Annotated in this window: 8 protein-coding genes; all 8 read right to left on the minus strand. The window is 77.2% G+C overall.

Annotation, left to right across the window (positions count from 1 at the left end; translation table 11 throughout):
• On the minus strand, nt 1-3,927 hold a 3,927-nt coding region (locus VM95_RS35485), incomplete at its 3' end, for a non-ribosomal peptide synthetase (RefSeq protein ID WP_045704954.1).
• On the minus strand, nt 3,924-7,136 hold the full coding sequence (locus tag VM95_RS35490; RefSeq protein WP_045704957.1) for a non-ribosomal peptide synthetase family protein: 3,213 nt from the start codon (nt 7,134-7,136) through the stop codon (nt 3,924-3,926). The genes VM95_RS35485 and VM95_RS35490, both read right to left, overlap by 4 nt.
• A gap of 109 nt (nt 7,137-7,245) precedes the next feature.
• Nucleotides 7,246-8,055 (minus strand): thioesterase II family protein, encoded by an 810-nt coding sequence (locus VM95_RS35495; RefSeq protein WP_052707776.1) that lies wholly within the window; start codon nt 8,053-8,055, stop codon nt 7,246-7,248.
• Nucleotides 8,052-9,845, minus strand: coding sequence for a non-ribosomal peptide synthetase (locus VM95_RS35500; RefSeq protein WP_078861064.1), 1,794 nt, complete (start codon nt 9,843-9,845; stop codon nt 8,052-8,054). The genes VM95_RS35495 and VM95_RS35500 overlap by 4 nt, the downstream gene beginning before the upstream one ends.
• The gene (locus tag VM95_RS35505) at nt 9,838-10,848 is read right to left on the minus strand and encodes a TauD/TfdA family dioxygenase (RefSeq protein ID WP_045704958.1); all 1,011 of its coding nucleotides are present in this window, start codon (nt 10,846-10,848) and stop codon (nt 9,838-9,840) included. Before VM95_RS35505 ends, VM95_RS35500 begins: the two co-directional genes overlap by 8 nt.
• Nucleotides 10,845-11,687 (minus strand): dimethylargininase, encoded by an 843-nt coding sequence (gene ddaH / locus VM95_RS35510; RefSeq protein WP_045704959.1) that lies wholly within the window; start codon nt 11,685-11,687, stop codon nt 10,845-10,847. The genes VM95_RS35505 and ddaH overlap by 4 nt, the downstream gene beginning before the upstream one ends.
• Nucleotides 11,688-11,712: 25 nt before the next feature.
• On the minus strand, nt 11,713-11,925 hold the full coding sequence (locus tag VM95_RS35515; protein WP_045704960.1) for an MbtH family protein: 213 nt from the start codon (nt 11,923-11,925) through the stop codon (nt 11,713-11,715).
• A gap of 158 nt (nt 11,926-12,083) precedes the next feature.
• Nucleotides 12,084-13,514 (minus strand): helix-turn-helix domain-containing protein, encoded by a 1,431-nt coding sequence (locus VM95_RS35520; RefSeq protein WP_052707777.1) that lies wholly within the window; start codon nt 13,512-13,514, stop codon nt 12,084-12,086.
• Nucleotides 13,515-13,690: the final 176 nt, after the last annotated feature.

Consider the following 13,690-nt stretch of genomic DNA (forward strand, 5'->3'; position numbering starts at 1 on the left):
CAGCGTGCAACCGCACTCCCGCGCCAACCCCGCCAACCGGCCGTGCAGTTCGGCATCCAGCACCACCGGCACCGACGCCCCCGCATAACTCGCCACCGCAGGCCGCGCACGATCGAACGGCAACGCCAGCTCCACCGGAACACCCGACAACGCCCCACGCCAGAAAGCCAGTTGGCGACTCAGCAGACTCTCCGGATCCTCCTCCCCGCCCAACAGCTCCCGCTGCCACAGCGCGTAGTCCACGTACCGCACCGGCAGCGACGCCCACTGCGGGGGCCGGCCGGCCTGCCGGGCCTCGTAGGCGGCGGCGAGGTCGCGCAGCAGCGGCTCCCACGACCAGCCGTCGGTGGCGATGTGGTGGACGGCGAGCACCAGGTGGTGCTCCTCCGGGCCCGCGCGGAGCAGGGTGGCCCGGAAGGGGGCCTCGGCGGCGAGGTCGAAGGCGCGCAGGGCGGCGTCGGCGGCCGCGGCGGCCAGGTCCGGCTCCGGGCGGTCGACGACGGTCAGGCCGGGCCAGGCGGCGTCGGCGGGCAGCACCGTCTGGCGGGGCCCGTCCGGGGACTCGGGGTAGACCGTGCGCAGCGTCTCGTGGCGGGTGACGAGGTCGCCGAGCGCGGCGCGCAGGGCGTCCAGGTCGATCCGTCCGCGCAGCGCGGTCCGCAGCGTGCAGTGGTAGTCCGAGGTGTGGCCTTCGAGGCGGTTGAGGAACCACAGCCGGTGCTGGGCGAAGGACAGCGGCAGGTCCTCGGGCAGCGGCATGGGGCGCAGCGGGGGCCGCGCCCGCCGTCCGCCGTCGGCCCGGGCGGCGAGCCCGGCGACGGTGGGGTCGGCGAACACCTCGCGAATGCCGAGCTCGGCGCCCAGGGCCCGGCGGGCCTGCGTGACGAGTCGCATGGCGAGCAGCGAGTTGCCGCCCAGGGCGAAGAAGTCGTCCTCGGCGCCCACCTCGGGCAGGCCCAGCACCTCGGCGAACAGGCCCGCGAGGATCTCCTCGCGGCCGGGCCGGGGCCGGCGGCCGGCGCGGGCGGCGCCGTGGTCCGGGACGGGCAGGGCGGCGCGGTCCAGCTTGCCGTTGGCGGTCACCGGGAGGGCGTCCAGGACGACCACGGCGGACGGCACCATGTGCTCGGGCAGCGCCTCGGCCAGTTCCTTCCGCAGCCGGTCGGGCCGCGGGTCGGCGCCGGGGGCGGGCACCACGTAGGCGACCAGGCGCCGGTCGCCGGGCCGGTCCTCGCGGACGACGGCGGCGGCCCGGGCGACGCCGGCGCAGCGGGCGGCGGCGGTGCCCACCTCCCCGAGTTCGATCCGGAAGCCGCGGATCTTCACCTGGTCGTCGGCGCGGCCGAGGAACTCCAGGACGCCGTCGCCGGTCCAGCGCACCAGGTCGCCGGTCCGGTACATCCGGGCGCCGGGCTCGAACGGGCAGGCGAGGAAGCGCTCGGCGGTCAGGCCCGGCCGGCCGACGTAGCCGCGGGCCAGCTGGACGCCGGCGACGTAGAGCTCGCCGGTGGTGCCGGGGGCCACCGGTCGCAGCCGGCCGTCGAGGACGTAGGCCCGGGTGTTGGCGGCGGGGCGGCCGATCGGGACGGTGCTCGCCGCCGGGTCGGGGCGGCAGGGCCACAGCGTCACGTCGACGGCGGTCTCGGTGGGCCCGTACAGGTTGTGCAGTTCCACGCCGCCGAGGGTGTCGAAGAACGCCGCCTGGGTCTCCGGGGGCAGGGCCTCGCCGCTGCACACGACCCGGCGCAGCGTGCCCGCGGTGGCGCGGGCGGCCGGCTCCTGGAGGAAGGCGCCGAGCATCGAGGGGACGAAGTGGGCGGTGGTGACGGCCTCCCGGGTGATCAGGGCGGCGAGGTAGGCCGGGTCCTTGTGGCCGTCCGGCTCGGCGACGACGAGCGCGGCGCCGGTGATCAGCGGCCAGAAGAACTCCCACACCGACACGTCGAAGCCGCTCGGGGTCTTCTGCAGGACGCGGTCGTCGGCGGTGAGGGCGTACTCCTCCTGCATCCACAGCAGCCGGTTGACGACGGCCGCGTGCGGGACCAGGACGCCCTTGGGGCGGCCGGTCGAGCCGGAGGTGAAGATCAGGTAGGCCGGGTGGTCCGGGGTGAGCGGGGTCCGGCGCGGCGGGCCGTCCCACCCCTCCGGACCGTCCGGCTCGTCGATGAGGAGCCTCGGGACCGGGCCCGGCGGCAGGGCGCGCCCCGCCTCGCCGGTGGCGATCAGCAGGGCGGGCGCCGCGTCGGCCAGCATGCCCGCGATCCGCTGCGCGGGCTGCCCCTGGTCGATCGGCAGATAGGCGGCGCCCGCCTTGAGCACCCCGTACAGGGCCACGACGAGGTCGGCCGAGCGCGGCACGGCCACGGCCACGACGTCCTCAGGGCCGATGCCGCGGGCCGTCAGCCGGCCGGCCAGGGCGCTCGCCCGGGCGTCCAGCTCGGCGTAGCTGAGGCGTTCGTCGGCGAAGACCACGGCGGTGGCGTCCGGGGTGCGGGCGGCCTGGGCCTCGAACAGCTCCGGCAGGGTGGTGTGCGGCAGCGGCCGCGCGGTGTCGTTCCACGCCCGCAGGACGCGCTCGCGCTCGTCCCCGTCGAGCGGGTCGAGCTCGCCGAGGGTGCGGCCGGGGTCGGCGGCCCACTGCTCCAGCAGCCGGGCCAGCCGGGCGGCGAGCCGCTGCGCCTGGGCCCGGTCGACGAGCTCGCCGCGGTGGTTCAGCCGCACTTCCAGTCGGGCGCCCGGTTCGACGACCAGGGTGAGCGGGAAGTGCGTCGGGGTGTCCCGGAACCGGATGGACACGTCGAGGTCCCGGCCGGGCAGCGCCGGGGAGGTGTTCACCGGGAAGTTGTCGATGACCACGTTGGTGTCGAACAGTGGCCCCGGGAGGCCGGCGGTGCGCTGGACGTCGGTCAGGGCGAGGTGGTCGTGCTCCAGGAGCCCCATCCGCTGGTCCTGGAGCTGCTCGCCCAGGGCGCGCAGGGTCAGGCCCGGGGCGAGCCGGGCGCGGACCGGGACGGTGTTGATGAGCAGGCCCACCATCCGGTCGGCGCCGGGGAGTTCGGGGCTGCGCCCGCTGACGGTGCAGCCGAAGACCACGTCGTCGCGGCCGGTGGCCTCGCCGAGCACGACCGCCCAGGAGGCCTGGAAGACGCTGCTGAGCAGCACCCCGGACCGGCGGGCGCGCTCCACCAGGGCCGCGCCGGTGGCCTCGGCGAGCGGGACCACGACGGTCCCGTCCGCCGCCGGCGCCGGGGGCGTCGCGGCGCTGCCGGGCGGGGCGAGCAGGGTCGGGTCCTGGAGTCCGGCCAGGGTGGTGCGCCAGGCGCGGTCGGCGGCCGGCCGGTCCCGTCCGGCCAGCCAGCGCAGGTGGTCGCGGTACGGGCGGGCCGGGGGCAGCAGGGCGGCCTCCACGGCCGGCCCGTCCGACTCCTGCGCGTACAGGGCGAACAGCTCGTCGAAGAGGATGGTGAACGACCAGCCGTCGACCACGATGTGATGGGCCGTCACGATCAGCCGGTGGTGCCGGGGGGCCAGGGTGGCCAGGGTGTGGCGCAGCAGCGGCGGCCGGCCGAGGTCCACGCCGAGCGCCCGGTCCTGGTCCGCCAGTTCGTCGGCCCGCGCCTCGGCCGCTCCGGCGCCGGGCCCGCGCAGGTCGACCTCGCGCCAGGCCACGGGGGCGTCCCGGTGGACGGCCTGGACCGGCTCGCCGCTGCGGCGGTGGGTGAACCCGGTCCGCAGCGCGGGGTGGCGGGCCGTCAGGGCGGCGGCGGCCGCCTTCAGCCGCGCCGCGTCGAGCTCGCCGCGCAGCTCGATGACGTACTGGTCGATGTACAGGCCGCCCTGCTCGTGGTCGAGCCGCGTGTGGAACAGCAGCCCTTCCTGGAGCGGGGTCAGCGGCAGGATGCCCTCGATGTCCGGCTGCTGCTTCATGCCCACGTCCCCCCGTCGATGCCGCGCACGATCTCGTCGAACTCGTCCTGGTCGATCACCGGCAGGTCCTCCTCCGCCGGTGCGGGCTCCGGCGCGTCGTCGCCGCCGGCCGTGCCCGCGATCTGCGCGAGCGCCTCGGCGGTGCGGTGCCGGAAGATCTCCCGAGGGGTGATCACCAGCCCCGACTCCCGGGCCCTGGAGGCCAGTTGGATGGAGATGATGCTGTCGCCGCCGAGCTCGACGAAGGAGTCGTCGACGCCGACCGAGGCGAGGCCGAGCACCTCGGCGAAGAGGGCGCACAGCAGCTGCTCGCGCGGGGTGCTCGGCGCGCGGCCCGGGGTGCCGGCGCGCAGGTCCGGCGCGGGCAGGGCCTTGCGGTCGAGCTTGCCGTTCGGGGTGAGCGGCAGGGCCTCCAGCGGCACGAAGGCGGCGGGGACGAGGTGCTCCGGCAGCCGGTCGCGCAGGTGCTCGCGGAGCGCGGAGACCAGCGAGCCCACCTGCCGGGACCCGGCCGGGTCGTTGGCGTACGCGGTGAGCGGGGCGCCGTCCGGCCCGGTGCGGCGGTAGGCGGGCACCGGGTCGGCCACCGCGTCGGTGCGGCCCGAGCCGGCGGCGTCGACGAACAGCGCCTCCATGGCGCCGGTGTCGGCGGCGGCCCCGCAGGTGACGGCCGTCCGGTAGCCGAGCCGCTCGCCCACCCGGTACAACTCCTCGGCGTCCACGCCGTCCAGCGGCACCTCGCCGCGCAGCGCGGCCAGGACGGCGCCGGCGTCCTGGCCGGCGTCCAGCAGCCGCAGCGCGGCCAGTTCGCCGGCGAGCCCGAGGTGCGGCACCCCGGTGACGCGCAGCGCGGCCGGGCGGTGGGTGCCGAGGTGGTCGGCCACCTGCTCGGCGGAGGCGAGGTCGGCGCCCCAGCGCAGCACGGTCTCCTCGACCGGGGCGAGCGGCGCCCGGGGGTGCTTGTGCAGGATCGCGTCGTAGCGGTGGCGGGAGAGCTCGTTGTGGTAGCGGCCCCGCTTGAGCTGGATGTCGACGGCCGCCACCTGCGCCGAGCGCTCGCCGAAGGCCACGAACAGGTCGGGGTCGACCAGGAGTTCCTTCTCCATGACCAGGGCCTGCTCGACCGCGCGGCGCACCGCGTCCAGGCCCTCCGCGCCGCCGCGCCGGTGCAGCTCGACGGCGGTCATCAGGCAGCGGTGCAGCCGCAGGTTGCGGACGTCGCCGACGAAGAGCCGGCCGCCGGGGGCGAGCAGTCCGATCGCCCGCTCGACGACCTCCACCAGGTAGTCGGCGTTCGGGAAGTGCTGGAGGACGGAGTTGAGGATGATGGTGTCGAAGTAGTCCTGCGGCAGGCCGTCGACCACGTCGGCGGCCTGGGCCCGCAGTTCGACCTTCCCGGCCAGGTGCGGCTGCCCGGCGAGGCCCGCGCGGAGCCCGTCGATGACCTCCGCGGAGAAGTCGGTGCCCCAGTACGCCTCGCAGTGCGGCGCGAGGTGGGCCAGGATGAGGCCGTTGCCGACGCCGAGCTCCAGGACCCGCCGCGGTTCGAGCGCGCGGACGCGGTCCAGGATGTGGCCCCGCCAGGTGTTCATCTGCTCCAGCGGGATGGGGGTGCCGTCGTAGACGCTGGTCCAGACGGCGAAGTTCTCGCCGAACTCGCCCGCGGTCGCCTCGTCCCGGTAGACGTCCTCGTAGACCGTCAACCACTCCTGGACCTGCCGGAGTTCGCTCGCCTCGTCGCGCTCGGCCCGGCCGGTGGGCACCACGTAGGCGACCAGCCGCGGCTCGCCGGGGGTGTCCTCGCGGGCCACCACGACGGCCTGGGCGACCCGGTCGTGCTCGGCGAGGACGGCCTCGATCTCGCCGGGCTCGATCCGGTGGCCGCGCACCTTCACCTGCTGGTCGCTGCGGCCCAGGTACTCCAGGTCGCCGTCCGCCGTCCGGCGCGCGAGGTCGCCGGTGCGGTACATCCGGCTGCCGGGCGCGCCGAACGGGTCGGCGACGAAGCGCTCGGCCGTCAGGCCCGGCCGGCCCAGGTAGCCGCGGGCCAGGCCGGCCCCGGCGACGTAGAGCTCGCCGGTGGCCCCGGGGGCGGCGGGGCGCAGGGCCTCGTCCAGGACGTGGACCAGGGTGCCGCGCAGCGGGCGGCCGATCGGCGGGGCGGCGGGGCGCTCGCCCGCCCGCTCGGCTGCCGGCTCGCCGAGCCGCGCCGCGGTGGACCAGATCGTCGTCTCGGTCGGCCCGTACAGGTTGGTCACCTCGCTGCCGGTCGCGGTCATCCTCGCGGCCAGGTCGGCCGGCAGCGCCTCGCCGCCGACCAGCATCCGGAGCCCGCGCAGCGCCTCCGGGGCGTGCGTCAGCAGCAGCCGCCACAGCGACGGGGTGGCCTGCAGGACGGTGCCGCCGGCCGAGGCCACCAGGGCGGCGAGCGCCGCCGGGTCGCGCACCACGTCCCGGTCGGCCAGCACCACGGCGGCGCCGGACACCAGCGGCAGGAAGACCTCCAGGGCGGCGATGTCGAAGGACAGCGTCGTCACCGCGACCAGCCGGTCCTCGGCCGTCAGCGGGAACCGGGCGGTCATGTCGGTGAGGAAGGCGTCCAGCGCGCCGGCGGGGACGACGACGCCCTTGGGCCGGCCGGTGGAGCCGGAGGTGTGGATGACGTACGCGGGGTGCCGGGGGTCGCACGGCAGCCGGAGGTCCTCCGCCCCCGGGTGGTCCGCCGACAGCTGCCGGCACTCCGGGCCGTCCAGGACGATCCGGCGGGGGCCGTCCTCGGCGGCGGGCAGGGCGCCGGCGGCCGCCCGGGTGGTCAGCACCAGCCGCGGGGCGGCGTCGGCCAGCGTGAGGGCGATCCGGGCGGCCGGGTGCTCCGGGTCGACCGGCAGGTAGGCCGCGCCGGCCTTCCGGACGGCCAGCAGGGCCACCACGGTGTCCGCCGAGCGCGGGACGGCCACGGCCACGAACCGCTCCGGCGCGGCGCCGTGCTCGACGAGCAGCCGGGCCAGCCGGTTGGCCCGGGTGTTGAGCTCCCGGTAGGTCAGCCGGGTGTCCCCGGCCACGACGGCGGTGGCGTGCGGGGTGCGGGCGGCCTGGCGCTCGAACGCCTCGACGAGGCGCAGGCCGGTCGGGGCCTCCTCCCGGTCGCCGCCGGCCCCGGGCCGTACGGGGCGGTCGGTGGGGGCGTCGTCGTGCTGGTCGATGGGCATGTCACATCACTTTCGGAAGCGGGCCGGTCGGCCGGCGGATCGAGGAGCGCGGGCGGCGGGGAGCGGGGAGCGGCGGGGCGCGGCGCCCGGGTCGGTCGGGCGCCGCCGGTCAGCCGCTCAGGCCGGCCGTGGACGGGGCCGGGGCCGGGGCCCCGAGCGCCGCGATGCGCTCCGGGAGGGCCCGCCAGACCTCGGGGGTGTAGAAGTGGCCGCCGGGCAGCACGTCGTGCCGGTGGGCGGCGGTCGTGAGGGTGCCCCAGCGGGCCCCGGCGTCGTCGCCGACGACCGGGTCGTCCGCGCCGGAGAGGACCTGCAGGGGGACGGTGGTCCGCGCCCCGGAGTAGCCGAAGGTGTCGCGGACCTTGAGGTCGGCGCGCATCAGCTCGACGGCCATCTCGGTCAGGTCCTCGTCGCCGAGGACGTGCGCGGGCAGCAGCCCGTGGGTGCTCATCCAGCCGAGCAGGCCGTCGTCCGGGTCGGCCTGGGCCGGGAAGCGGTCGCGCTCGGTCAGGCCGCGGTCCGGGGCGTTGCACGAGGACACCACCAGGGCCTCCGGCAGCCGGTCGCCCGCCGCCGCGAGCCGGGTGGCCACGTCGAAGGCCATCCAGCCGCCCATGCTGTGCCCGAACAGGACGTACGGGGCGTCGGTCGCCGCGACGGCGCGGACGGCGCGGGCGCTGTCCTCGGCGAGGGCGTCCCAGCTGTCGGCGAAGTCCTCGGCGAACCGCCCCTCGCGGCCGGGGTAGCAGACGGCGAGGAGGTCGGTGGCGGGCGGCAGCCCGGCGGCCCACGCGTGGTAGGCGGCCGTGCCGCCGCCGCAGAAGCCGAGGCACACCAGGGCCCGCCGGGCCCCCTCGGCCCGGTGCAGGGCGACCAGCGCGGTGTCGGGCGCGCCGCCCGGCGCGCTCCGCCCGCTCATGCCGTCCTCCCGTCGCGCAGCGCGGCGGCGTGCTCGGCGAGGTCGCGCAGGCGCGGGTGCCGGTAGATGTCCTTCGTCGGCAGCACGATGCCGAGCCGCTTGCGGAGCCGGGCGACGACGCGCAGCGCGACCAGGGAGTGGCCGCCGAGGGCGAAGAAGTCGTCGTCGGGGCGGATCCCGTCGCGGCCGAGGACCTCCGACCAGACCCCGGCGATCAGTTCCTCGATCTCGCCGCCGGGAGCGTCGGGGCCCGGGCCGGAACGGTCCGTCGCGGCTTCGGGCTCCGGCAGGGCCCGCAGGTCGACCTTGCCGTTGACGGTCGTCGGCAGCGCGTCCAGCGCAACGAACGCGGAGGGCACCAGGTGGCCGGGCAGCGCGGCCGCGGTGTGCTCGCGCAGGCCGTCCGCCGTCAGCGCCGCACCCGTGGCGGGCACGTAGTGCGCGACGAGGGCGGGCTCCCCCGCCACCTGGCGCACCGTCACCACCGCGGCGGCCACCCCGGCGCAGGAGCGCAGGGCCGCCTCGATCTCGCCGAGCTCGACCCGGAACCCGCGGACCTTGACCTGCCGGTCGGTCCGGCCGAGGAACTCCAGGGCGCCGCCGGCGCCGCGGCGGACCAGGTCGCCGGTGCGGTACATCCGCGAGCCGTCCGCGGCGAACGGGTCGGCGACGAAGCGCTCGGCGGTGAGCGCCGGCCGGCCCGCGTAGCCGAGGGCCAGGCCCGGCCCGGCGAGGTGCAGCTCACCGGCGGTGCCGTCCGGGGCCGGGCGCAGCGCGCCGTCCAGCACGTACGCCCGGACCTGCGGCAGCGGTTCGCCGAGGTGCGGTCCGTCGCCCTCAACGCGGGCGGCCGTGGCGTCGACGGTGGCCTCGGTGGGCCCGTACAGGTTGAACGCCTCGATCCGGCCCTCGGCGCCGGCCTCGGCGAGCGTGCGCCACATCCGCGGCGGGATCGGCTCGCCACCGATGAGCAGGCGCAGCCCGCGGCGCGGCGCGGTCCCCGGCAGCAGCCCGGCGGCCAGGGCGTCCCAGTGGGAGGGGGTGAGGTCGAGGTCGGTGACCTCGTGCTCGGCCAGCAGCGCGGCCAGCCGGTGGGGGTCGGTGCGGTCCTCGTCGTCGAGGACGACCAGGGTGTCGCCGCGGCACACCCGGACCCACTGCTGGACGGAGGCGTCGAAGGACATGCTCGCGTTCCAGGCGACGACCCGGGGGCCGGCCGGGTACACGCCGCGCCGCTCCAGGCCGTCGACGAGCGCGGCGACGGCGCCCCGGCCGACCTCGACGCCCTTGGGGCGGCCGGTCGAGCCGGAGGTGAAGATGACGTACGCCGGGTCGAGGGCGGTCGGTTCGACCGGGGCCAGGGGCGACGCGCCCGTGCCGCCCGTGCCGCCGGGGGCTCCGGGGGCGAGGACCGGCACGCCGCTGAGCCAGCCGGGCGCCGCGTCGTCGCTCACCAGCGCGCGCAGGTCCGCGTCGGCGGCGAGCTCGCCGAGCCGCTGGTGCGGGTAGGCGGGGTCGAGGGGGACGTAGGCCGCTCCCGCGCGCCAGACCGCGAGCGGGGCCGTCACCCAGTCGACGCCGCGGCGCAGGCTCACGCCGACCCGGTCGCCGCGCCCGATGCCCAGGGCGCGCAGCCGGGCGGCGAGGTCGGCGGTGCGGGCGTCCAGTTCGGCGAAGTCGAGGGTGCCGTCCGGCCCGATGACGGCCGGACGCTCCGGGGTGGCCCGGGCGGTCCGCCGGAACCGGACCACCGGGTCGGCGGGCGGCGGCAGTTGACGCGGGTCAGCCATGCGAGCGCACCGCCCCGGCGGCGGGTTCGACGGTGGGGCCGCAGTGCGCGATGTCCACGGGGGCGCCCATCGCCACCACGATGCGCCGGTCGCCGCGGAAGGGGTCGCGGCCGTGGGCGGCCAGGACGTTGTCGACGAGCAGCAGGCCGCCCGCCTCCCAGGCCCGGCGCACGGTGGCCGCCTCGTACGCGGCGCGGACGGCGTCCAGGTCGTCCCGGGTGAGCGGCGGGCCGTCGCCGAAGGCCGTGTCGAAGGGCAGGCCGTCGTGGCCGAACTCCTCGACGAGGGTGTCCAGGATCTCCTCGTCCAGCGACCAACGGCTCCAGAACGCCAGGTGGTTGAACCACACCTCCTCGCCGGTCGCGGGGTGGCGGACGATGCCGGGGCGCAGCTGGGCGGTGCGCAGGTTGCCGTCCGCGTCCCAGGCGCAGGAGATGAGGTTCTCGGCGCAGTAGCGTTCCACCTCGGCCCGGCTGTCGGTGGCGAACGCCGAGCGCCAGTCGGTGGAGATGTGCTCGGAGTAGGCGCGCCTGAGCAGCCAGCCCTGGGTCCGCATCCGCTCCACCAGGTGCGCGGGCAGGGCCCGCAGGACGCGGCGGCAGTCGGCGACGGGGGTGGCGCCGCCCTCCTCGGGGGCGGTCAGGCAGCCGAAGAGCAGCAGCCCGGGGAACGTGAGGGTGTAGCTGTTCTCGTTGTGCGGGGCGATCGCCTGGGCGGCCGGCAGGTCGGTGGAGGAGTAGACGCCGGCGCCGAAGTCGCTGCGGGGCGTGGCCTTCTCCCGGTAGGGGGTGGGCTGCGGCAGCAGCAGGTCGCGGACGCGGGCGAAGTCGTCCACGCCGTGCACGGGCAGGCCGCGCAGGTACACGGCGCCGTGCTCCCGCAGCCCGGCGCGCAGCTCCGCGTGCACGGTGTCGAGCCAGGCGAGGGCGTCCGCGAGGTCCGTGACGGGCGGCGCCGTGAGGGTGGCGGGGCGGCCGGGCTCCAACGTCCAGCGCCCGGTCATCGCGGGCCGCCGGCGGAGGCGTGGCGGATCTCCAGGGTGCAGCACTTGACGCTGCCGCCGCCCTTGAGGAGCTCGGACAGGTCGATGCCGATCGGCTCGTAGCCGCGCGCGGCCAGCTTGGCGGCCAGGGTGGTCGCGGCCTGCGGGAGGATGACGTGCCGGCCGTCGCAGACGGCGTTGAGGCCGAAGACCAGCGCCTCCGCCTCGTCGGCGACGATCGCGTCGGGGTAGAGCTCCCGCAGCACCCGGCGGCTCGCGGGCGAGAAGGCCCCGGGGAAGTACATGATCTCGTCGCCGAGCACGGCGAGCGCGGTGTCGAGGTGGTAGAAGCGCGGGTCGACCAGCGTCAGGCCGGTGACGGGGACGCCGAACAGCTCCTGGGCCTCGGCGTGCGCGGCGGGCTCGGTGCGGAAGCCCGTGCCGGCCAGCACCCGGTCGCCGACGACCAGGTAGTCGCCCTCGCCCTCGTTGACGTACTCGGCGGTCTTCACCACGGCGTGGCCGGCGTCGCGGAACCACTGCTCGTACGCGGGGCCCTCCGCGGCCCGCTCCGGGTGCCGGAAGCGGGCGCCGAGGACCCGGCCGTCGTGGACGGTCGCGCCGTTGGCGGCGTAGACCATGTCGGGCAGGCCGGGGATCGGCTCGATCAGCTCGACGGTGTGGCCGAGGCTCCGGTGGAGCTCGCGCAGCCGCTCCCACTGGAGCACGGCCAGCGCGGTGTCGACGGGCTTGGCGGGGTCCATCCAGGGGTTGATCCGGTAGTCGACGGTGAAGTACGTCGGACGGCACATCAGGTAGTGCCGGGCGGTGGCCGTTCGGGCGGGGTGCTGTGCGGACATGGTGGGCCTTCTGGACGGGAGCCGGTCAGGACTGCGGGGTGAGGGCGGCCAGCGAGGCCGGGCGCATGTCGGTCCAGGTGCGCTCGATGTGGTCGAGGCAGGCGGCCCGGGTGTCCTTGCCGAAGCTGACGGTCCAGCCGGCGGGCACCTCGATGCTCACGGGCCAGAGCGAGTGCTGGTTCTCCTCGTTCGTCAGCACCAGGTAGTCGCTGTCGTCGTCCTCGAAGGGGTTGGCCATGGGAAGTCCTCTTCCGGTGCTCGGAGTTCGGTGGCGGTGCGCCGGCGGCGCGGCGGGCCGTGGAGGGGGCCGCCCGGCGCGGTCTCCACGATGCCGGGCGGGCGGGCGCCCGGCATCGTGGAAGACCACGAACTCCGCGGACGCACCGCCGCGCTCTCCTACGGCACCGCGGTGGTGTCCACCCAGCCCAGGTGGGTGGCGAGTTGGGTGCGGCGGGTCACGCCGAGCTTGCGGTAGGCGTTGGTGAGGTGGGTCTCCACGGTGCGCCGGGCCAGGCAGAGTTCGGCGCCGATCTCGGCGTTCGTCCGCCCCCGGACCGCCAGTTCGGTGATGCGCTGCTCGGACCGGGTCAGCTTGGCGCTGCCGGCCCGGTCCCGCTCGGTCCGGCGGCCGCTCCCGGCCCGCAGCGCCTCCTCGGCGGCCCGGACCAGGCGCCCGGTGGCCCGGGCCGGACCGGCGGTGGCCGGGGGCTCCGGCCGGGCGGCGGGGCCCGGGGCCGCCAGCCGCCGCGCCAGGGCCAGGGCCTCGCGCAGGTCGTCGCGGCCCTGGCGCTCGCTGCCGGCGGCGATCCGGGCGCGGCCGAGGTCGATCAGGGCCTCGACGAGTTCCACGGGTGCCGGCGCGGTCCGCAGCACGTCCACGGCCTCCTCCAGGGCCTCCAGCGCCCGGCGGCCGCCCGCGGCCGCGGCGCGGGCCCGCAGTGCCCGGCCGACGGCGCGGGCCGTTCCCCAGGTCCGGGCGTGGCCCAGCTCCTCCTCGGCGAGGCCCGCGGCCTGCGCGGGTCGGCCGAGCCTGACCAGGGCCAGGGCGGCGCCGGAGCGCCAGGGGGTGGCCGCGGGGCTGACGAAGGCGCGGGCGTCCTGGCCGGCGCCGCAGGCGAGGTGGTCGTCGAGCGCGGCCTGCCAGTGGCCCTCGGCGGCGTGCACCAGCCCACGGGCGTAAAGGAGTTCGTGTCGCGCCCCGGCGTCGTCGGCACTGTCCTGGGCCCGGTCCTCGCCCGCTTCGGCGGTGGCCAGCAGCTGCCGGGCGGTGTCCCGGTGGCCGAGCTCGTGGTGCGCGAGCGCCACCGCCGCCACCAGCCGGGGCAGCCGGACGCCCCGCCCGGCGCACGCGGCGAGCAGCGGGCCGTTCTCGGCGAGGACCTGGTGGAACTCCCCGCCCCGCAGGGCCGCTTCGGCCCGTACGCCGAGCAGGCGGCGCACTCCGGCGTCGGCCAGGTCCGGGAGGGCGGGCGGCGCGGGCAGGAAGCCCTCGGCCAGGGCCCGGGCGGCGTCCAGGCGGTCGGCCCACTGCAGCAGGGTGGCCGCGGATCCCAGCCAGCCGGTGCGCAGCCGGGGGTCCACGGGGGCCGTCAGCCGGGGCAGTACCCGCGCGAGGGCGTCGGCCGCCGACAACGTGCCGTTCCCGGCCTCGTGTTCGGTGACCAGCCCGCAGGCGAACGGCTCGATGGCGGCGGGGGCGGTGGCCGCCAGCTCGCGCATGCGGGCGGGCGAACCGCGCCATCCGGCCGAGTCGCGGCAGGCCAGGAAGGCGGCGGTGGCCTCCACCACGCGCTCGTGGACGGCGGCCGATCGGGGACTGGAGGGCATCACGGTGTCTCACCTCTGATTCGGGGAGGGTGGTTCAGGACGGGCGGGTGGCGCCGCGCTCGGCGCGGCGGCGCGGCGCATCGCCCGTCCGGGCGGCGGCGGGAAGGCGGACCGGCCGGGAGCTCGACTCGGCGGTCCGGCAGCCGGGTTGACGGCCCGGCCGGGCGGCGGGGGCC

It is taken from the genome of Streptomyces rubellomurinus, assembly GCF_000961885.1.
Lineage (GTDB): Bacteria > Actinomycetota > Actinomycetes > Streptomycetales > Streptomycetaceae > Kitasatospora > Kitasatospora rubellomurina.